General features: G+C 66.6%; 19 protein-coding genes. 3 read left to right on the forward strand and 16 right to left on the reverse strand.

The genetic code is table 11. The annotated features are described in order from the left end of the window. Positions 1-132 precede the first annotated feature (132 nt). The 16 genes from PG2T_RS01200 to PG2T_RS01275 form a co-directional block, all read right to left on the reverse strand. Complete coding sequence (locus PG2T_RS01200; protein ID WP_068802455.1) at positions 133-1,797, reverse strand: 4-hydroxyphenylacetate 3-hydroxylase family protein; 1,665 nt, start codon at positions 1,795-1,797, stop codon at positions 133-135. 292 nt (positions 1,798-2,089) lie between these two features. After that, the gene (locus PG2T_RS01205; protein WP_068802456.1) at positions 2,090-3,367 is read right to left on the reverse strand and encodes a DUF1329 domain-containing protein; all 1,278 of its coding nucleotides are present in this window, start codon (positions 3,365-3,367) and stop codon (positions 2,090-2,092) included. 228 nt (positions 3,368-3,595) lie between these two features. Then, entirely contained in the window at positions 3,596-4,138 is a 543-nt protein-coding gene (locus PG2T_RS01210) for an aromatic-ring-hydroxylating dioxygenase subunit beta (RefSeq protein ID WP_083214682.1), read from the reverse strand. Next, positions 4,135-5,460 carry an aromatic ring-hydroxylating oxygenase subunit alpha gene (locus tag PG2T_RS01215; RefSeq protein ID WP_158513115.1) on the reverse strand — a complete coding sequence of 442 codons (1,326 nt, stop codon included), beginning with the start codon at positions 5,458-5,460 and terminating at the stop codon, positions 4,135-4,137. The genes PG2T_RS01210 and PG2T_RS01215 overlap by 4 nt, the downstream gene beginning before the upstream one ends. 11 nt (positions 5,461-5,471) lie before the next feature. After that, on the reverse strand, positions 5,472-5,951 hold the full coding sequence (locus PG2T_RS01220) for an aromatic-ring-hydroxylating dioxygenase subunit beta (RefSeq protein WP_068802459.1): 480 nt from the start codon (positions 5,949-5,951) through the stop codon (positions 5,472-5,474). After that, entirely contained in the window at positions 5,951-7,228 is a 1,278-nt protein-coding gene (locus PG2T_RS01225; protein WP_068802460.1) for an aromatic ring-hydroxylating oxygenase subunit alpha, read from the reverse strand. The genes PG2T_RS01220 and PG2T_RS01225 overlap by 1 nt, the downstream gene beginning before the upstream one ends. A 60-nt stretch (positions 7,229-7,288) precedes the next feature. Further along, the gene (locus PG2T_RS01230) at positions 7,289-8,113 is read right to left on the reverse strand and encodes an alpha/beta fold hydrolase (RefSeq protein ID WP_068802461.1); all 825 of its coding nucleotides are present in this window, start codon (positions 8,111-8,113) and stop codon (positions 7,289-7,291) included. Between the two features lie 34 nt (positions 8,114-8,147). Next, the gene (locus PG2T_RS01235; RefSeq protein ID WP_068802462.1) at positions 8,148-8,963 is read right to left on the reverse strand and encodes a DODA-type extradiol aromatic ring-opening family dioxygenase; all 816 of its coding nucleotides are present in this window, start codon (positions 8,961-8,963) and stop codon (positions 8,148-8,150) included. Position 8,964: 1 nt separating this feature from the next. Continuing rightward, positions 8,965-9,246: a hypothetical protein gene (locus tag PG2T_RS01240; RefSeq protein WP_068802463.1), complete on the reverse strand. Its 282-nt coding sequence runs from the start codon at positions 9,244-9,246 to the stop codon at positions 8,965-8,967. Beyond that, complete coding sequence (locus PG2T_RS01245; protein WP_068802464.1) at positions 9,243-10,421, reverse strand: Rieske 2Fe-2S domain-containing protein; 1,179 nt, start codon at positions 10,419-10,421, stop codon at positions 9,243-9,245. The genes PG2T_RS01240 and PG2T_RS01245 overlap by 4 nt, the downstream gene beginning before the upstream one ends. Positions 10,422-10,439: 18 nt before the next feature. After that, positions 10,440-10,943 carry an aromatic-ring-hydroxylating dioxygenase subunit beta gene (locus tag PG2T_RS01250; protein WP_068802465.1) on the reverse strand — a complete coding sequence of 168 codons (504 nt, stop codon included), beginning with the start codon at positions 10,941-10,943 and terminating at the stop codon, positions 10,440-10,442. Then, positions 10,940-12,295 carry an aromatic ring-hydroxylating oxygenase subunit alpha gene (locus PG2T_RS01255; protein ID WP_202816389.1) on the reverse strand — a complete coding sequence of 452 codons (1,356 nt, stop codon included), beginning with the start codon at positions 12,293-12,295 and terminating at the stop codon, positions 10,940-10,942. The genes PG2T_RS01250 and PG2T_RS01255 overlap by 4 nt, the downstream gene beginning before the upstream one ends. A gap of 32 nt (positions 12,296-12,327) precedes the next feature. Further along, entirely contained in the window at positions 12,328-13,491 is a 1,164-nt protein-coding gene (locus PG2T_RS01260) for a Rieske 2Fe-2S domain-containing protein (RefSeq protein WP_068802467.1), read from the reverse strand. Between the two features lie 52 nt (positions 13,492-13,543). Beyond that, on the reverse strand, positions 13,544-14,800 hold the full coding sequence (locus PG2T_RS01265; RefSeq protein WP_068802468.1) for an aromatic ring-hydroxylating dioxygenase subunit alpha: 1,257 nt from the start codon (positions 14,798-14,800) through the stop codon (positions 13,544-13,546). 12 nt (positions 14,801-14,812) lie between these two features. Further along, complete coding sequence (locus PG2T_RS01270) at positions 14,813-16,720, reverse strand: DUF1302 family protein (RefSeq protein ID WP_145930951.1); 1,908 nt, start codon at positions 16,718-16,720, stop codon at positions 14,813-14,815. Between the two features lie 179 nt (positions 16,721-16,899). Then, positions 16,900-17,556 carry a TetR/AcrR family transcriptional regulator gene (locus PG2T_RS01275; RefSeq protein ID WP_068802470.1) on the reverse strand — a complete coding sequence of 219 codons (657 nt, stop codon included), beginning with the start codon at positions 17,554-17,556 and terminating at the stop codon, positions 16,900-16,902. A 145-nt stretch (positions 17,557-17,701) separates the two neighbouring features. Here PG2T_RS01275 and PG2T_RS01280 point away from each other — a divergent pair, with 145 nt between their 5' ends. Genes PG2T_RS01280 through PG2T_RS01290 form a run of 3 tightly spaced genes read left to right on the forward strand, consistent with a single transcriptional unit; the run spans position 17,702 to position 20,624 of the window. Then, on the forward strand, positions 17,702-18,826 hold the full coding sequence (locus PG2T_RS01280; protein ID WP_158513116.1) for a fatty acid desaturase: 1,125 nt from the start codon (positions 17,702-17,704) through the stop codon (positions 18,824-18,826). 23 nt (positions 18,827-18,849) lie between these two features. Then, positions 18,850-20,139, forward strand: a complete 1,290-nt coding sequence (locus tag PG2T_RS01285; protein ID WP_068802471.1) for an aromatic ring-hydroxylating oxygenase subunit alpha — start codon at positions 18,850-18,852, stop codon at positions 20,137-20,139. Continuing rightward, the gene (locus tag PG2T_RS01290; protein ID WP_068802472.1) at positions 20,136-20,624 is read left to right on the forward strand and encodes an aromatic-ring-hydroxylating dioxygenase subunit beta; all 489 of its coding nucleotides are present in this window, start codon (positions 20,136-20,138) and stop codon (positions 20,622-20,624) included. Before PG2T_RS01285 ends, PG2T_RS01290 begins: the two co-directional genes overlap by 4 nt. The last annotated feature ends 3 nt before the right edge of the window (positions 20,625-20,627 follow it).

Genomic DNA, 20,627 nt, shown 5'->3' on the forward strand with positions numbered 1-20,627 from the left:
CCGCCACCGCCGACCGGCCGGGGATCAGGCTGCTGCCGAACTGGGCACACTCGCGGTGGGCACGGGCTCGCCAATGATAACGATTATCAACCCTATCCGTAGCGGAACGGGATCGCGATTTCGTGATCGTCATCAACCCTGTGCACGGCAGCGCACGCCGTTTCGCGGCGCCGACACCCGGCACCGGACAGCGTGAGGCGCTGAACGAATCGATTCGGCATTTTCTGGGCCTGCCACCGGCGAAGCGCGACCACTGGTCTGGCTGTGCCTCCCTGTGCTGTGGAAAGCGCTGGATGGCTCAGCGTTCCCCAGCAGCCGGTCGACCATCGCCTGGTACTGGCCGCGGCGCGGCGTGAAGTAGTGCAGCTGGCGCGACAGGAACGGATCGCCGGCAAAGAAAATCTCGTAAATCTCCTGCCGCCCGCCAAACTCGCCGGCCACCGCGTCCCAGGCCAGCTTCATCACCTGCACCCGCTCGCGGGCGGATGTTTTGTCGTTACCGAGGAACTGTTCAAGATCGGTCGCCGTTTCCGGGTTGGCGAAATCGGCTTCCGTGACGCTCATCACCAGGCTGGAGCTGCCCATCAGACGGATCAGCTCGTTGACCTTGGTGTTCACCTCCGGCAGGAAGAAGCGCAGCATCGAGATGCCGACCATGCCCCGAGTGGGCGAGGCAAACAGCGAGGCCGTCTCGCGCGCCACGTCCTCCAGCACAAAGCCAGCATCGGTCTGTTTGGCGAATTCCTCCTGCGCATGCACCAGCAGTTCCCGGGCGCTGGCCTCGACAAGACCGTCGGCGATTTCGTTCAGGGCCAGGAACTCGCCCAGCAGCTCCTGATAGCGCGGCAGCTCGCTGCGGCCGAGCACGTCCGCCATCTTGCAGGCCAGACCGGTCATGAAACGCAGCTTGGCCCGGCCGCGGGCGTTGGCCTGCAGCAACAGGTAGCCGGGGAAGCTTGGCGCCATCATGTTGTAGGCGACGATGTCGCGGTAGATGAACACCCGCTCCCAGGGCACCAGCACATTGTCGAACACGGCCAGCGCATCGCCCTCGTCGAAGCGTTCGGCCAGCGGGCGGTCGAAGCGGCTGCCGCCGCGGGCATAGCTCTCGCGGGCGATGAACTTCAATCCCGGCGTCGCTACCGGCACGGCGAACGACAACGCGTAGTCCTCCTCGCCCGGCCGGCGCGGCATGAACGGACCGACCCAGATTTCGTTACTGACCGGCGCCAGCGTGGACAGCATGCGCGCGCCGCTGACCACGATACCGGCGTCGGTCTCGCGCACCACCTTCAGCGCCCGCTGCGCCGACAGGTCCTTGCCGTAGTCGCGCTTGGGATCGACCAGCGTGTGGGTGAGGCAGATGTCCTGGTCGCGGCAGTATTCCCAGTAGCGGATGGCGTTGTCGGCAAACGCCTTGTCCCTGTGCCCCAGCACGTGCGGGGCAATTACCGCCGCGTCGGTGACGAAGGCGTTCATGAAATCCGGCAGCCGGCCCATCAGGCCAAAGGTGGCCTCCTTGCGCAGCGACTCGCCGCGCAGGCGCTGCTGCACCTCGTCCCATGTGCGCGCCGGCAGGAAGGAATTGCTGACCGGCTGGCCGTCCGTGGGCGAGGCGTAGGTGTAATCGGCCTGTAGTTCAGGCTTGTGAAACGCATCGAAGTGCTCGCCGATGCTGCCAAGGATGCCGGCCAACGGCGCGTACGCGGTCACGTCGCGCACCCGTTGGCCGGCGATGTAGAGCGCCCGATCGTCCCTGAGGCTCGCGATGTACTGCGCCCCGGTGCGAATACCCATGGTCTCCCCCCTGCCCGACCGGCCTTCGGAGTGAGGCCGTGGCGGCGGTTTTATCCCGCCACGGCAGGGCGGTGCAAGCGGTCCTGGCCCGCCCGCGGAAACTCCGGCTAAATGCGCACGCCGCCCGCGGCCGTCGACCCTTCGGCAAGCGCCCGGCGGCGCCTGCGACACATGCGTCGCTCGGTGCGCCGTAGGCGATGTGTCGGCGGCCCGGCGCGCCGGGCCCCGAGCACTCCTTACGCGAGCTGTCTTGGCCTATTCAAACGTGTCCGTGAATCACCGGTCGATCCGCTCATTGCAGCAGACGTGGAATGGCCTGCGGGCTGTAGTTGGCAGGATCGGCGTCGGCAAAGTTGGCGTGCGCCGTGGTCGGGTTCAGGTAGGCAAAGGTGGCACGCTCGCGCTGCAGGTCGGGCACCCAGATGATGCTGGGGTAGATGCCCGGCTGGCCGTCGTCACGCACCGTGCTGACCCAGCTGTGGTACAGCAGGCGCCACAGTTCGTCCTTGCGGTCGTAGATCTCCTGCCAGTGCATGAGCGGGTAGTAGGGATCGGCGTCGACGTAGATCAGCTTGCGGCCGGCCAGGTGCCCCCTGGGCATGGTCGCCTCCAGCGTCCACACCTCGCGCGGCTCGTAGTTCTCGGTGAAGCCCATGCCGTCGCCGGGCTTCAGGGTCAGCTGCGCGTAGCGCGCCTCGGCGGTGCCGGCATCAAGCTTGGCGCCGGCCGACTGGCTATGCAGTGAGGCCAGGATCCAACGCTTGCCGGTGATCTTGTACTCGGGGTACCAGATGGGGTCGATGTTCAGGCCAAAGGTTTCGTCAGTCAGCAGATCGGTGCCGACCACCGGGTCCGCCCAGGCGCTACCCGACAGGCGCCGCACCCGGCGCACGGCCTTGATATAGGCGTACACGTCCGGCAGTCGGCCGTCGGCGTACTGCACCGTCAGCGTGCCGACGCCGCGCACGTCGTTGGGGTAAGTGAACATCAGCATCTCGCGCTTGACCACGCCGTCGTCAGCCAAGATGTAGGGCTGACTCAGACGCCCGTTCTGCAGCAGCCGGCCGTACTTGGTGTGCAGTTCCTTGCTGAGCCCCTGCGCCTTGGTGGTGGTCAGGAACACCATCGGGTCGAAGTCGACGGCATCGGCGAACCAGGGTGAACGCATGATGTTGTAGATCAGCTTCAGGCCGCCCTGCGGGTCGGTATCGCTGATGTTCATGAACGGGATGCCGGTGGTGAAGCCGGTCAGGTGCCGCTTGTCGTCGATGCCGGCCGTGGCGCCCTGCAGCTTGGTCGCCTCGATGACACGCGCGTTGTACTTCATCGGCGTCGACGCCTTCAGGTCGATGACCATGCCGGCCTCCTTGACCGCCCTTAGCATGGACGGCGGCATCAGGTCGGCGATGGTGTGCCCTTCGAAGCTGTCGGTCTGTACGGCATCAACGTTTTTGGCGTCGATACGTGTGCCGGGCGGCAGTTCAGCGGCGTCGGCCAGGGTCGACCCGGCGGCCAACAGGCCGCACAGGGCCAGCCTGGCAGCTGTGCGTGGGGTGAATAAGCTGTCCATAGCGTGTCTCCAGGTGTGAATTCGGCCCGCTCGGGTGTGGTCGCCAGTGCGACGTCCTCGACCGGTACCACTCCTCCTCCTGAAGAGCACTCGGGCAACTACCATCCGCTGGCGGGCGGACGGCGCAAAACAGCGGCCAGGGTCTGGCGGCCAACGCGCGCGGGGTCTTCCAGGTCCCGTTTGCGGTGGCTACAGATGGGCTGGCCAGTACGGACATTGGCGGGTCCGTCAGATGAAGAAGCTGAGGTTCGGCTGGCGCACGCTGACCTGGTCGAGCTGTGCCAGGCGCGAGGCCAGGCGCAGGCCGCACGGCGTTTCGACCAGCAGATCCACACGCCGCGCCGATACCAGGGCCGGCTCCGGCTCGGTCGAGCGCACGCGCAGCACCAGCACGTTGCTCAGTGCCTCGATGCCGTCGTCCGTCCGTGCCGCCCGGATGTTGGTCACGAAGTGGCGGGCGATGGTGCGCGGGTTCTCGGCGATGGTGAAGCTCGGTGTGCTCAGCTGGCGCACGCGGATGCCCAGGCTATGGGTGTCCTCGTCGAAATACGGCGTGCCACGCCCGTAGTGGCGCGGCCGGGCCGCGTCCATGAACGCCGGCGCCATCACCCGGTAGCGGATCTGCGGCGCCAGCAGGGCGTACCAGGCCGTCAGATCGCCCACGCCCAGGCAGTCGGATTCGAGACTCAGGAACTCGTACACGGCACGAAAGGCGTCATCGCCGAGCGGTGCGCCCGCCGGCATGGTGCGTCGTAGCGTCGGTGCGTTCATGCCGCTGCCTCCCCGCGCATGAGCTTCTGCCAGTGGATCAGCAGCGCGAATTCGGACATTTCGGAATAGGTTGATGGGTAGGCGGTGCCCGGCCCGTGGAAATCGGCGATCGGCTTGTCCCGGTAGTAGCGCGTGCCGCGAAAGTCGACCGGGTAGCGGGCGCCGATGGTGCCCCGGCAGCCGTGGTTGATGGCAGCCCAGGCCTCGGCGTCGTCCTGGTCGAAGGTGCCGCCGACGCTGAAGGTACGGATACCGATCTCGTAGCTGGCCTGCTTGAATTCCTCGGCCGCTTCCTTCTCGATCAGCAGCCAGTTCCATACCTCAGTCTGCTGGGCGCCGAGCGGCTGCCAGGTGCGCAGGTTGCAAAACGGGATTGGCGGCGACTTGCCGTCGAAGCGGACCGAGCTTTCCACCCACGAGGTGTTCGGGAAGTTGGTCATGACCTTGGTCAGGCCGCGGGCCATGAAGCGTTGCTGGGCGGCACTCAGGGTCTGCTGGTAATACGGCACCAGCTCGGGCGCGAACCCCGCGTAGTCCGGTGCCTCGGGCGGCAGCTCCAGGAAGATGCAGCTGTGGCCCTTGCCGATGACCACCGCCGGGCTGTTCATCAACTGCTGGACCACCACGTCCTGCGGCACGCTCAGCGTCAGGTACGTGATCGGGCCGTGGACGCTGGCGGCGTGCGGGCCGTCGGCGCCGAAGTTCAGCGCACCCAGCTTCCAGTTGGCCTTGAATACCCAGCGCTGCGGCGGGCCGAGCACTTCCATGCCGGCCGGGCTGCGGTTTGCAAACAGATCGATATAAAAACGCGAGTCGCCCAGGTAGTCGTCCAGCGACGGGGCGTCCGGATCCCAGGTGCCGAAGACCAGGCCGGCGTAGCTCGCCACCTTGGCCATCGGGATCAGGTTGTCGCCGACCTCGCCGATCAGGGTGGCGATTTCCGGCGGGTAGGCGGCTTGCTTGAGCTTGCCGTCCAGGCCGTACACCCAGCCGTGGTACGGGCAGCGAAAGGTCTTGGCGTTGCCGGCGTCGGCGCGGCACACCTGCGTGCCGCGGTGCGAGCAACTGTTGTGAAAGGCGCGCACCTGGCCATCATCGCCGCGCACCACCAGCACCGGGTCGTTGCTCAACTGGCGGGTGACGTAGTCGCCCGGCTGCGGGATTTCCGTCTCGTGGGCCAGAAACAGCCAGCTTTTGGCGAACACGCGTTCCTGTTCCAACTGCCAGATGGCCTCGTCGGTGAAGATGGCGCGAGCCGCCGTGCCGGCCTCGACGTCCACCCAGTCGCTGTCCGTCGGCAATGTGCGGTGAGGTTGATTCACGTCCGTGTCCCTCAGATGAGAAAGGTCAGGTTGTCGAAGGCCTCGTCGCGTTCCTGCAACGTGACCACTTTCTGGCGGATGCGGAAGCTGTCGCCGGCCGGTTGCAGGCGGTAGTGCGCCACGCCGGACAGCAACGCCTGCCGGTGCCGGCGCAGCAGCGTCATGATGAACCGGCACTCGACCGCCAGCTCCGGCCCGTCGGACGGCTCGATCAGCACGTTGCCGACCAGGCGCGTGGTCTGGGTGGGCGGCTGCTGGGCCCAGAAGGCCCGACTGTCCATGCGCGTCAGGCGCTCGCGCAGACGGGCGGTGGTGTCGTAGATCAGCGCCACCGCCTGCTCGGCCGGTCCGTCCTGCCCGGACGGCACCCAGTACAGGCCGTCCTCCGTGAACAGATCGACCCATTGCGCGAAGTTTCTGCGGTCCAACAGCCGGGCTTCCCGGTACAGGAAGCGCTCGACCGCCGCCTGCTGGCTGACGAAGTCGCTCATCACGCACCCTCCATCAGCTGCAGCCAGCGCCGCCAGATGCCGCGGTGGGCGGTTTCGTCGGACACGTGGGACTGGCGCCCGTCGGCGCCGAGCGGTTCTTCCTGGTCCAGGCCGCGGTCGTAGCAGAGCCACTCCATGGCCGGCGTGCGCAGCATGCCGTCCCACTGGCGCTGGAACATCTCGATGTCGTCCGGCGCGCCGAAGCTGGCGGGGCCGTAAAAGTCCTCGTGGGCGCGGATGCGCGCGGCGTTGATTTCCGGAGCAACGTCTTCGAGCGTGACCGGATAGGCGAACACCTCGGTGCGGTCGTAGCTGACCGGGTGAATGACGCGGATCTGGTTGTTGATCAGCACCAGGTTCGGATAGACCAGCAGGTTGAAGCCGTCGCCGCCGTTGCAGCTGATGACCGACTCGGCATAGTCCGGCCGGTCCGCAAAGCGGGCGCGCACGGCGTCATGCCAGGCCTGCTCGGACTTCGGCTTGTCGGCACCCAGGATGGCCTTGCGGTCGAAGGCACGAAAGTCGATCAGCGCGTGGCCGTTGCCCAGCGCCACACTCTTGGCCGGCGACTGCGGGCCGACGATGAAGCCCATGCCACGACCGATGCGCGGCTTGAGCACGTCCTCGAAGAAGCTGTGGTGGACCAGCGCCGGGTGGTAACCGTCCATGGAGTTTTCCACCTGCTGTTTCCAGTTGCCACGGAACTGGTAGCGGGTGACGCCGGTCTCGACGCGGATCTGACCCGATGGCGACAGGTCGGCGAACAGGTCGAAGAACTCGGCCGCCGCACCCAGGTGCTCGAGCAGCGACGGCGCCTGCGGGTTCAGGCTGGCGAACACGAAGCCGCGGTAGCTGTCCAGCAGGGCAACGGGCACCAGGCCGAGCTCGGCCTGGTCGAACACACTGGCTTGGTGGTCGCGCATCGGCACGCTGACCAGACGCCCGGCCAGGTCGAAGGTCCAGCCGTGGTAGGGGCACACCAGGTGCCGGCACTGGCCGCGGGTGTGGTCGTCGGCCAGCAGCACGCCGCGGTGGCGACAGGCGTTGATGAAGGCATGCAGTGCGCCCTGCGTGTCGCGTGTCAGCAACACCGGCTGCGTGCCCAGCGTGGTGGCCTTGTAGCTGCCCGGCTGCGCGATCTCGCTCTCGTGCCCCAGGTACACCCAGGTGCGGGAGAAAATCTGCGTCATCTCGCGCTCGAACACGGCCGGGTCCACGAACGCGTGGCGGTGCACCCGGTGCGGTTCGATCCAGCGGCTCTCGGTGTCGACGGTCACGCTACCTCCAACGGTCGGCTCAGGGGGAAGCCCGCATCACGGATGATGCGGGCCACAAAGTCAGTGCGACTTGACGAAGCTGGTGACCGCCGCGGCGAAATCTGCCGGGTACTCGATCATTGCCCAGTGGCCGCAGTGCGGCACGATGTAGCCCCAGGAGTTGTCGATCAGCTCCAGGAAGCGGTAGGCATGGCTGAGCGGCACCACCAGGTCGTCCTTGCCGTTGACCACCAGGGTCGGCTGAGTGACGCGGGCGATGAACTCTTCCGGATAGAACAGGCCGCCCTGCTTGCGCACCCACTGCATGGTGGCGTCGTAGGAGGTCTTGTTCGTGGGGTCGACCGAGTTGTTCCAGCGGTACTGGACCATCTCGTCGGTGATGACGAACTTATCGTTGGCCAGGGTCTTGATCAGCCGGATCATGCCCTCGGGCGTGTAGTCGTAGCCGAGCACCGGCTGCAGGGCCGGGGTGATCTCGCCATTCAGGCCGGCGGTGCCCATGAGCACCAGCTTGTCGACCAGCTGCGGGTACTCGACCGCCACGCCCATGGCGGTGGCGCCGCCCATGGAGTTGCCGACCAGGCTCGCCTTGTCGTAGCCGAGCGCCTTGATGAAGCCGGCGATGTGGTCGTAGCGGTTCTTCTGCGAATACTCGAAGGTGGCGGGGTCGGGGCTGTCGGAGTTGCCGAAGCCGACCATGTCCACGGCGATGGTGCGAAAGTGCTCGCCAAACAGCGGCAGGCAGCCGAACCAGTTGCCGTAGCCGTTGGCGCCGGCGCCCCCGCCGTGGATCAGGATCAGCGGCTCGCCGCTGCCCTGTTCGATGTAACAGGTCTTGATGCCGTTGACATCGATGTATTTCTTTTCGTACTGCGCTGCGTTCATCACCTGCTCCTGGTGTGTGATGGTTGGGGAAATCTCAGGCCGCGGCCAGATCCATTGCCATGGCGCCCATGCCGGTGTACCAGCTGGCGATCGGCTCGTAATAAAGGGTGTGGCCGGTGGCACCGGCCACGGTGCCGGCCATGGCCAGCCAGCACATGATTTCGAGGCCGCCATTGCCGGCGTTCTCGAGGATGTAGTCGGTGCTCCAGGTGGCGATTTGCGCCGCCTGGCCCGCGCCGAGCAGGCTCAGCACCTGCCGGTCGAAGTCGGCATTGACGCGGCCCATGCCCGGGGTGGCGATCCAGTGCGACAGGCCGCCGGCGCCGATGACGGCCACGCGCTGCGTGCAGGCGGCGCTGCGGATGTAGGCGCCGATTGCCTGGCCGAGTGCGTAGCAGCGCGCCGGCGATGGCGGCGGCGTGCGGTTGATGTTGACCAGCAGCGGCGCCACCGGCACTCGCCCGCCGGGGTTGATGATGCGCATCGGCAGCGCGATGCCGTGATCCGGGTCCAGCGATTCGGCCCGGGCCAGGTCGAAGCCGACCTCGTCCAGGTGTCGCAGCAGGGCGTCGGCGAAGACGCCGGCGCCGGCCATCGGCTGGCGCGGGATATCCATGTCGCCCAGCGGCGTGTAGCTGTCGGCGCAACCCAGTGCGAAGCTCGGCTGCAGCCGGTAGCCGAGGTTCACCATGTGGTCGGAGGTGATGTACAGCAGCAGGTCCGGCTGCGTGCGCGCGACTTCGGCGGCGATCCGCCTGAAGCCGTCGATCACCAGGCCGGCCTGGGCCGGGATGTTGGCGGGGTCCATCACCACGTGCGAGGTGGCGGCGGCGGCGACGATGCTGCCCATGTCAGGGGTCCTCCGACAGTTCGGGGTAGTGGCGCACGGTCATGTGCGCCGCCATGTGGGGTTTCAGGACCATTTGGTAGTGCATCTGCAGGATCGGATGCATGCCCAGCGCGCCGAGCGCCTCGATGTCGCCGCTGGCCAGCGCCGGCGCGCTGGCCGGATCGATGCCGGTTTCCGCCAGCACCGCGTCGCGGTCGGTCAGGTAGCGCTCGCGCAGCGACGGCTCGTGCACCAGCCGTTCGACCAGCAGGTTCAGGCGTCGGGTCTGGTCGGACGTGCTCATGCGCCGCCCTGCACGTGGGCCAGGGTCTGGATGCCGCGCTGGCAGCGGCTGGCCAGGCGCCGCCACTCGAGCAGGTTGCGGTCCTGCTCGAACAGCTGCTCCTCGAGCCAGCCCCAGTCGTCGGCGTAGAAGCCCTGCATGGCCTCGCGCGCCCACAGGTCGTCGTCGTTGATGCCGCGCAGCGCCAGCGGCTCGTGCAGGGACTCGCACTCGGCGCGGAACGCGGCCTCCTGGGCCGCATCGGTGACGCCGGACTTCTCGATCACCTGGTAGTACATGTGGTGATCGGCGTCGTGCGGCGTGTAGAACTCGTACTGCACCATGTCGGCTTCCGGGTGGTTCTCGACGCTGAGAATTCCCGGCATCCACAGCGAGATGGTGTGGATGGTGTTGTGCTTGCCGGTCGGGGCGCGGGTGCGCAGCACGGTCTGGCCGTCCAGCGTGGCCTCGAACAGCGGCCGGTAGTGCTGGGCCATGACGTCCACCACGCCGCGCGAGGCGGCCGGGTCCTCGCGCAGGTCCAGCTGCAGCGTGCCGGCGCTGGCGAAGCCCAGCGGCAGGGCCGAGTCGCGGCCGGTGATGAACGGCGAATCCTTGTGGATGAAGATGTGCGTGGTGTCGAAGCCGTTTTCGGCACCCAGGCGCCAGTTGGCCTTGACCAGGCGGCGGATGCCGTAGGCGGCGCGGTCCGGGTCCAGAAAGCCGGGCGGCAGGTCGGTGGCCAGCGGCGGCGGCGCGCTGTCGCCCACCAGATCACCCATGAACACAAACACCATGCCCTTGGCTTCCTGCACCGGGTAGGTTTTAAGCGAGCGGGTGCCGATCATCTTGCTCGACGGGTCGGTCAGGATGTCGCACAGCTTTCCGTCGGCCCACTGGTAGGTCCAGCCGTGGTACCAGCAGGTGATGGTGTCCTTGCCGTAGCACTCGACCTTGCGCGACAGCGGCACGCCGCGGTGCAGGCACTGGTCCTTGATGCAGTACACGGTGCCGCCGCTGCGGCGCACCAGCAGGTCCTCGCCGAGCAGCTTGCCGGGCTTGACCTCGCCCTCGGCCAGGTCGGCCGAGTACATCACCGGATACCAGTGGTTGCGAAAGCCGAGCTTGGCTTCGTAGTAGGGGCGCCAGTCGCGGATCTGCTGGCCGATTTCGGGGTTGACGAGCGGTTTGTTCACGCGCGGGGCTCCGGTGTGTCAGACGTGGTACAGGTCGAGCGTGGTGTCGAGCAGGTCGTTGGTGACGACGATGGTCTTGCCGGCGATGCGCCAGCGACCGGCGTCCAGGCGCAGCGCGTGCCGGTAGCTGCCGGCGTAGGACCAGGTGCGCCGGGCCCGGTACACCTGCGTGTGCCAGCGCGAGCCGACCTCGGCTGTGGTGTCGTCGCAGGCCAGCACGCGCAGGCTGCCGATCAGGTGCGAGGTGCGCGGCAGCGGCTGGGAGGCCGGCGAGTCGCCGCGGCTCCAGCGCCAGGCGCGGTCCGACAGCGCCGGACGGCCCTCGATGTAGAACAGCGAGACCGCGTTGTGCGGGTCGTCGGTCAGCCGGTGTTCGGCGTCCCAGGCCGGCGCCCACAGCACGGCGTCCTCGGTGTAGTGGTCGAGCCAGTCGTCCCAGCGCTGCTCGTCCAGGCAGGCGGCCTCGTCGAGCACGACCTCGGTCAGTGCCTGCCAGGTGGCGAAATCGGGCACAGCGCTCATCGCACGCCCGCCGCGTCGGCGCCGCCCATCAACCGCAGCCACTGGTCGTACTGACTCATGGTGCAGCCCTCGTAGCCGATGATGCCGCTGCTCTCGAGCGGGATGCCCAGCGCGCGGGCAGCCTGGTCGTCGCCGACGGTGCGGTTGTGCAGGCCAAAGCCGATGAAGCTGTCTTCCGGTTGCGAGCCCAGTGCGCCCTGGTGGCACTGCTCGAATTCCTCGTTGTCATCCGGCGTGCCCATGCCGCTGGCCATGAAGAACTCCTCGAACTGCCGCAGGCGCCGGCCGCGCTCGTCGGCACTTTCGGTGACCGGCGCCAGGCAGTGGAAGGTGATCTCGGTGCGGTCCACGGCCACCGGGCGGAAGGTGCGGATCAGCGTGGCCATCTGATCGAGCATGTGCAGGTTGGGATAGACCGACAGGTTGCGGAAGATGCTGGTCATCCACTCGGCGCGGGCCGGGCCGAAGTCGGCCTCGAGGCGTTCACGTTGGCGATAGATGGGCCGGTCCTGCGGGTTCGGGAAGCTGAACCAGATGCCGGTATGGCCGTGACCGAAGGCCCATTGGCTGCCCTGCTTCTGGTGCATGTTGTCGATCTGCATGGTGCGTACTTCGGCCGCGCGCTGGTCCTTGCGCCGTGCCACGCCGAGCAGGGACTTGTGCGCGTAGTCCGGGTGCAGGCCGTCGCCGCCACCGTTCTCCAGCATCAGCTTCCAGTTGCCGTGGTAGACGCAGGTGGATGCGCCCGGCAGCACGGTGATGCCGTCCTGGCACTGGTCGACCAGCATGTCGATGAACGTGGCGGCACCGCCCAGGTACTCGGCCAGTGACGGCACGTCCGGATTCAGGCTGCCGAACACGAAGCCGCGGTAGCTGTCGACCCGGGCGATGCGGTGCAGGCCGACGTCAGCGGGCGAGAAATCGGCCGGATAGCCCTGTTCGGCCCGCTGCACCCACAGCGCCTTGCCGTCGGCGTCGAAGGTCCAGCCGTGGTAGGTACAGGCGTGGTGCTTGCGGTTACCGCGCTCGGTACGGCACAGGCGCGCGCCGCGGTGCGGACAGGCATTCAGAAAGCCCTGAATCTTGCCCTCGCCGCTGCGCTGCAGGAACACCGCACGGCGGCCCATCCAGGTGGTGAAGAAGTCGTACGGCCGCGGCAGCTGGCTCTCGTGGCACAGGAACAGCCACGAGCCCTCGAAGATGTTCGCCAACTCCAGCTCGAACAGCTCCGGGTCGGTGTAGACCGAGCGGTTGACGCGGTAGATGCCGTCGTCCGGCCGGCGGTCGAACAGCCCGGCCAGGTAGGCCGCGCTGCTCTTGTCCATCGGTGTGGCCGTGTGTGGTGCGTTCATGCTGGTTCTCCGGTGCTGTTGACCGCGGCGCGTCAGCGGCCGGCGGTCTGGATGCCGCGGTTGTGCTCGCTGGCCAGCTTGCGCCACGCCATGATGCAGGCGTCGGCCTCGAACAGCTGCTCCTTCAGCCAGCCCCAGTCGTCCTGGTAGAACGGTTGCGTGGCTTCGCGGGCCCAGATGTCGTCATCGTTGAAGCCGTGCGCGTACAGGTCCTTCCACAGCGCCTCGTATTCCTCGGCGAACTCGGCGTCGGCATTCGGACCCTCGACCACCTTGGTGGCGCAGTGGATGTACCAGTGGCTGTCGGCATCGCGCGGCACGTACCACTCGAAGTGGATCATCGCCGGGTCCGGGAACGGGTCGACCTTGAGCACGCCAGGCATCCACAGCGAAATCTGGCCGGCGATGTGCTTGTCGCCGCCGTGGATGGCGCGGCGCACCACCTCGCCGTGCACGCTGCCCTCGAAGTGCGGCACGCCGCGCTCGGCCAGCAGGTCAAACACGCCGATGTTGCCGCCCTCGGTGTGGCGCGTCTCGAACAGCGGCTCCTTGCTGTTCGGATTGGGCGCGAAACCCAGCGGCAGCATGGTCTGGTTGCCGCGGATCAGGCGCGAGTCCTTGTGGATGAAGATGTGCGTGGTGTCGAAGCCGTTTTCGGCGCCGATGCGCCAGTTGGCGTTTACCACGCGGCGAAATGGCTGCACGCGCCGGTCCGCCTCGTCGAAACCGGGCGGCAGGTCGCGTGCCAGCGGCGTCGGCTCGATGTCGCCCAAAAACACGAACACCAGACCCTTGAGCTCCTGCGCCGGGTAGGTCTTCAGCGAGCGGGTGCCGATCATCTTGCTCGACGGATCAGTCAGGATGTCGCACAGCTTTCCGTCGGCCCACTGGTAGGTCCAGCCGTGGTACCAGCACGAGATGGTGTCCTTGCTGTAGCACTCGAGTTTGCGCGACAGCGGCACGCCGCGGTGCAGGCACTGGTCCTTGATGCAGTACAGCTTGCCGTCGATGCGGTTGATCAGCAGCTTCTCGCCGCCCAGCTGGAACGGCACCGGCTGGCCCTCGGCTACCTCGCTGCTGTTCAGGGTCGGGTACCAGTGATTGCGAAAGCCGAGCTTGGCCTCGGCATAGCCGCGCCAGCCGCGGATGCGGTCCAGGACTTGGGGGTCGACCAGGGGGACAGTAGGTGTGTTCATTGGCTGTTCGTCCTTGAATGCGAATGCTGTTGTGGCGTGCTTGGGGGAGGGATCAGAGGCCCATGAGGCCCCGGTAACCGCGCCAGAAGGAGCGGATCAGTGCCTCGTCGACCAGGCTGTCGGTGTTTTCCATGCCGCGTCCGCCCAGGGCGTCGTAGGCGAACCCGTCCGCAGCGCCGACGATGCCCTGCTGCACCAGTTGCGTGGCCTCGCCGTCCTCCATCGAGATGTAGCCGGCCGGACCGACCAGGTTGGCCTGCTTCAGGCGCATGGCGCGCAGCTCGGGGGTGTCGTCGGCGTAGCCGAAGAAATGGAACACCAGCTCGAAGGCATCCACGCCCTTGGGCACGATCTGACGCACCGCCAGGGTGTTGTGGATCTGCTGCAGCACCATGCTGGGGAACAGCGACTGGATGTGGTTGGTGAACACCGGCTCGAGTTCCGGATGCACGTCCAGCAGCGACGGGTCGGCCAGCGTCACGCCTTGGTCATAGGTCCGGATCTTGCCGGTCTTGTACTCGCCGATGTCCTCGTTTTCGATCTTCCAGGCACGCAGGATGCTGTGCATGCCGTGCTCGCCACCGAGGGTGCAGCCGCCGCCCATGGACGAGCGGTACACGCCAAACGTGGCGTGGAACAGGTGCAGCAGGGACGCGTGGTACGGATCCTTGGTGTTCTCCGTGTACAGCTTCCAGTTGGAGTGGATGTACTGGCGCGAGGTGCCCAGGAATTCCACCGGCCCGGTGAACACGCGGTCCACCCAGTGCAGCATGTCGGGTCCGAAATAGGTTTCGAGCGGCGGCGTGGCGTCCGAGAAACTCGCGTAAACAAGCCCCTTGTAACGGGCCACGCGCAGCTTGCGGGCACCATGCTCGGCCATCTGGAAGTCGGCCGGATAGCCGCCCTTGCCGCCCAGGCCTTTGCGAAACGGCACGCCGATCAGGCTGCCGGCGCTGTCGTAGGCCCACTGGTGATAGACGCAGGTGTGGGTCTGGCTGTTGCCACGCAGCTCGCGGCACACCAGCGCACCACGATGCGCACAGCGGTTGACCCAGGCGTGGATTTCGCCCTCGCCGTCGCGCGTGACGACCACCGGCGTTTCGCCAATAAAGGTCGCCTTCCAGTCGAAGGGCTTGGGAATCTCCGCTTCCAGCGCCACGAAACTCCAGGTCGGACCGCGAAAGATGCGCTCCTGCTCCAGGGCGAAGACGGCCGGGTCCGAATAGACCCAGTAGGGAACCTGGACCACGTCGTCGGGCCAGGCATAGTCGGACAGATCGGACACGGCAGGCATGTGAGGCTGGTTCATGGGACGGTCTCCTCAGAACTGGTAGGTGATGCGCGCCACCAATTGGTCGCGGTTGTGCAGCGTGCCGAGCGTGCGGGTCTTGGTGTCCGTCATGCCCAGGTTGGTCTTCTCGACATGGGTCGGGAAGAACAGATTGGCCTCGAAGCGCACTCGCCAGTGATCGCCGAACTGCAAATCGAGCGACGGGATCAGGAACGAGTCGAAACTGCCCAGGTCCACACCCAGCGCGATACCCGGCGTCACCGTGTCGTACTTGTAGGGGAACGAGAAGGCATTGGTCAGGAAGGTCTGGTGCTCACGTCGCGAAGCGCCGAAGCCGAAGTTCTCGACGATGTCGTCGTCCCGATCGAAGTTCATCACCCAGGTGTCGAACAGCTGCAGGGTCCAGAACGCCGGCCGCGAGGTGCCCAGCGTGTTCATGGTCCAGTTCAGGTTCTTGTCCGTGCCGATCATGATCTTGAGGGTGTCCTTCTCGATCACCGGACCCATGCCTGGAAGGTCCAGGGCCAGACCGACCGGTGTAAGGTCGGCCGTGACCGGGTCGCCCACGGAATAGGCCGAGCCCGGATCGTTCGGGTCGTTCAGAATGCCCTTCAGGTCGGGCATGCCGCCAACGCCAGGCGGCGGCAACACACCGGTGCCCTGAAACAAGCCGAGCAGGTCCAGGTACGTATTGGTGCCGGTGTTGTAGGGTTTGTTCGGCGTGAAGGCCAACTCGCCGCGCAACACCGCATCCAGTGCCCCCGAAAAGGCATTAAAGGTGAAGCCGTAGGTCTCGACCTTGGGAGAGACTGACTCTGCGGCGCGCTGCAAGCCGTTGATACCGTTGTCTTTCGGATCCCATAGCCAGTTGCTGCCGCCCGGGCTCAGAATCGGGTTGGAGATCGTCACGCCGTCGCTGCTGATGCCCCGGTAGTAGGCGAACGAATAGCCCACCTGCTTGAAGATGCCCGACCAGCGGAAGCCGTAGTTGGCGTCGTCCTCGTCGCCATACTTGTGGTGGCGGTTGATCGGCCCGATCAGCGAGCTGGTCACGCCCGCGCCGGTCCAGGGCGCCGGAGCCCAGCGACCGCCGTTGATGGGACCGTCGTCGCCCACGTCGTCGGCACCATCCCAGCCCGGACGGTAGATCAGCTGCAAGTCGCCTCCCAGTTCCGGCACGTCGATGGTGATGTTGGCCAGGTTCAGCGGCTTGCGCAGTTCCTCGTTTTCGGTCTCCAGGAACGAGCGCCAGCGCAGGTCGTAGCCGTGAATGATGTCCATGGCCCGGAAGAAATCGGTCTCGCCCCACACCACCTGCTGCTTGCCGAGCTTGACGTGGGTGCGCTCACCAAGATCGAAGGTCACGTACAGCTCGCGCAGTTCGGTCGAGTCGTAGTCGTCCAGCAACAGGTCATCGGTGGTGCCGCCGCCGTAGCCGAACAGCCCGGCATTGGCGTACACCGCGTCACCCGGCATCAGCGGACCGCCTTCAGCATTCGTGGTCACGCCGAAACCGCCGAACGCCGGTGGCGCGGTGAGCGCGCCATACCCGAAGGCACCCGGGTGTACATAGGCGGCAATCGCCTTGGATGCGTCCTGTAGCCCCCGCTCGTAGCTGGTGCGGGTCTCACGCGCAATGCGGCCGATGCCGGCAATCTGGAACGGTCCGAAATCGGCCGAGGCTTCCAGCTTGCCGCTGTGGCGGATCATCGAGAACTCGCCCTGGCCGCCGAACTCGTCGCCCATGAACGTCACCGGATTGCCGCCCGGCGAGCCCTTGGCCTCGAACTGGTCGTTGTCCTGCAGGTTGACCGACAGGTGCTCGCGGATGTAGCCGGAGTACTCGAACTCCACCGCGCGCGCCATGCCGGGCGCCAGAATTGCCGACCCCAGCAGGGCCGCCATACCGGCCGGCAATGCCGAACACGTCCGCTTCATTTGTTGTGCTTGCACCTTGGACATCCCTGTTTGAATTACTGAGCCACTGCGATCGTCATCCGTGACGCATCGCTCCGTTGATTACCCTGCTCAACACACGCACAGACCTGTTTCGATGCCGCCGCGTCGCCCGGTCCGTAACTACCGGAAGTCGGCAGGGGACACCGGACATGGCCGCCTCACGACTTGCCGTCCCTGGCGGGTTTTGCATGCCAGGCCATACCCTCGCTCAAGACACTCAGCACGTGGGCGGCGACCCGCTCCGGCTCGTCGTGTTCGGGGCGGTAGCCGGGAAACAAGGGGCGCAGAGCCCGCACCTCGTAGTGGTGCAACACCATGCCGATCAGGGAGTGGGCAAGCAGGGTTGGATCACGCTGCGGCGCGAGTTCGGCGCATAGATCCACCGTGTCCTGGTACTGCTGGGCAAACAGCGTGTTTGCCTGCAACTCCATTTGCTCGGCGTCACCTTCCAGCTGCTCGCGCTTCATCAGGCGTACGAAATCGTGGTTGTCGGCCACGAACGCGCAGTACTCGCGCAAGTAGATCTCCAGCCTGTCCCGCGGGTCGTCCGGCCCATGCAGGACTTCATTTGTCCAGTGCCGGGCGGCCTTGCCATAGGCGCGGTCCAGCACCGCCAGATACAGCGCCCGCTTGCTTGGGAAGTAGTGATAAAGCGTGCCGATGGTCAGCCCGGCAGCGCGGGCGATTTCGCGCATGGTGACGCCGCCGTAGCCCTGGGTCGCGAACAAGGGCAGCGCCTGCACAAGGATGCGCTCGTGGCTGAGCTGTTCAGCCGGGTCGTCGGCACGAGGGGTCTGCGAGGCGGGGGACGACATGACTTCGATTACTCCGTGTTTGCCCTCGAACAACAGCCGATCGGCTCGGCGGCGAAGGCGTTTGACACTTGCCGCGAAAGAATCTACGCTCGATTTGCCTCCCGATCAAGCGATTGATCGAAATTTTTTTCAAAGGTCCTTGCCAATGGCCGACGACAGCATTAACAGCATTAAAAGCCGCTCCCCGGCGGCCTGGTTTCTTGTGCCGGGTGCCATGGTGTTGCTGGCGGTGGCCGGCCTGTGGCGCGGTGGCGGCTGGGTCTGGCTGGGTATTGCGCAGCTCCCGCTGCTGGCCCTGATCGATACTTGGCTTGGACCCGACCGGCGCCCGCGGGCGCCGCTGCCGTCATGGCTGGCCGACGGCCTGCTGATGTTTCAGTTGCCGCTGATCGTCGCGCTGTGGGCGGTGTTCGCCTGGCGCGTCGGGCCGGGCGCGGACGCCCTGGCAGGCGCCGACTGGCTGGGGCTGGTGCTGTCAACCGCCTTCGTCACCGCCTACGGTGCGCTGCCGGCTTCGCACGAGCTCGGCCACCGCGACGACCCGCTGCGCCGGCGCGTCGGCAATCTGCTCGACACCTTCCTGCTGGCGCCGTACGGAGTGCTGTCGCACAACCACGTGCATCACCTGAAGCTCGACACGCCGATCGACGCCGAAACCGCGCGTCGCGGCCAGAGCCTGTACCGCTTCATGATGTACATGGGCTGGAACCGGCACCTCGAAAGCTGGCGCGTGGAAGCGCAGCGCCTGCGGCGGCTGGGCATGTCGCCCTGGTCCTGGCGCAGCGCGGTATGGCGCGGGTTCGCCCAGTACACGCTGTTGCTGGCGGCGGTGGCTGCGGTAGCCGGTGCCCGCGGTGTCGGTCTGGCGGTGCTGGTGTCGGTGCTGGCGCTGCTGATGCTGACGGCGCTGTCCTATGCGCAGCACTACGGCCTGACCCGCGTGCCGGACTCGCCGGTACGTACTCACCACGCCTGGAATCATCTGTACCCGCTCACGCGCGGGGGCATGTTCGAGATCACCACCCACTCGCAGCACCACATGGACGTGGACGTGCGCTATTGGCAGCTGACGCCGCTGCCGGACGCGCCGCAGCTGCCCAGTGCGTGGGCCTGCCTGCTGCTGGCGCTGGTGCCGCCGCTGTGGGAACGGCTGCTGCGCCGGCGCCTGGACGACTGGGACCGCCGTTACGCCGAGGGCGAGGAACGCCGGCTGGCGGCAGCGGCCAGTGCCGCTGCCGGCTGGACGCCGGCGAACGTCGAACCCACCTGAACCACCACCGCGAGGGCTTACTCATGCCGAATCTCGACCCGCAGGCGCTGATCATCGACACACCACAGACACACCACTACCTGGTCAACAAGCGCGCGTTTGCCGACCCGGCCCTGTTTGCCCGCGAGTTGCAGGAGATCTACGGCAAGCTGTGGCTGTACGTCGGCCACGATACGGAAATCCCGAATCCCGGCGATTTCGTCACCCGCACCGTCGCCGGCCGGCCGATGCTGTACGTGCGCGGCACGGACGGCGTGGCCCGCGTGTACCTGAACACCTGCACCCACAACGGCGCCAAGGTGTGCCGCGAGGAATTCGGTAACCGCAAGCACTTCCCCTGCGCCTACCACGGCTGGGTGTTCGACTGCGACGGGCGGGCGGTGGAAGTGCCCGGCGAGGCCGCCTTCGGACCTCAGTTCGACAAGGCCGACCAGGGGATGATCCCGCCACCGAGCCAGGCGAGTTACCGCGGCTTCACCTTCGTCAGCTTCGCGCAGCGCGACGACCTGGTGGATTACCTTGCCGGCGCCGCCCAGTACCTGGACATCCTGTGCCAGACCAGCGCCGCCGGCATGCGCGTGCTGCCGGGCACGCACCTGTACGCCACCCGCGCCAACTGGAAGATGCTGCCGGTGAACGTGATCGACGGCAACCACTTCATGCCGACCCACGTCACCTATTTGCAGTACCTGCGCGAACGCGGCAGCGAGATGAAAGAACCGATCCGCGACTTCCACGAAGCGCACCTTGGCAACGGCCACACCGTGTTCGAGTACGAGGCGCCGTGGGGCCGACCGCAGGGCAAGCCGGATCCGGCCTGGAGCGACGCCGTCAACGGCCAGATCCTGGCCCGGCGCGAGGAATTGCTTGCCCGCCTCGGCCCGGAGCTTGGCGACCGCATCGCGCGGCGCAACCGCAACCTGGTGATTTTTCCGAACCTGATCATCAACGACATCATGGGCACCACCATCCGCGTGGCCGAGCCCATCAGCGTCGATCACATGGAAGTCACCGCCTGGCAGTTCTGCCCGGCCGACGACCCGCCGGAACTGGCCCGCGTGCGCAACGAGCAGTTCCTGACCTTCCTCGGGCCGGGCGGCTTCGCCACACCGGACGACATCGAGGGCATGGAGGCCTCCCAGCGTGGCTACGCCTGCTACCGCGAGGCGCCGTGGATCAACTACTCCAAGGGCATCGCCGCCGAACTGGCCGGCGGCTTCACCCGCCCGGGCGAGTCGGATTTCATGATGCGCGCCTTCTTCAACGCCTGGCGTGACTACCTGGGCATGCAGCAGTTCACGGAGGCGGCATGAACATGCAGGACATCACTCGCGCCGAGGTCGAGACCTTCCTGGCGCGCGACGCGTGGCTGCTGGATACCTGGCAGCTTCAGGAATGGCTCGGGCTGTTCAGCCCGCAGGCGCGCTACCAGGTGCCGAGCACCGACCGTCCGGACGGCGACCCGGTGAACAGCTTGCACTTGATCGACGACGACTTCCGCCAGCTGTGCTTCCGGGTCAAGCGCTTCAACCTGCCGCAGGGCCATGCCGAGCAGCCGCACTCGCGCACCCAGCGCCTGGTCACCAACGTGCTGCTGCACGGTGAGCGGGACGGCGCACTGGTGGTGACCGCGGCGTTCCTGATCGCCCGCACCCGTCACGGCGTGCAGGACCACTTCGTCGGCCGCTACGAGCTGCGCCTGGTCAGCGACGGCGAGACTCTTAAGTTTGTTCAGCGCCGCGCCATCCTGGCCATGCCCGGCCTGCGGCCGGTCGGCACCGTCGGCATCATCGTGTGAGGG

This window comes from Immundisolibacter cernigliae, from assembly GCF_001697225.1.
Classification (GTDB): domain Bacteria; phylum Pseudomonadota; class Gammaproteobacteria; order Immundisolibacterales; family Immundisolibacteraceae; genus Immundisolibacter; species Immundisolibacter cernigliae.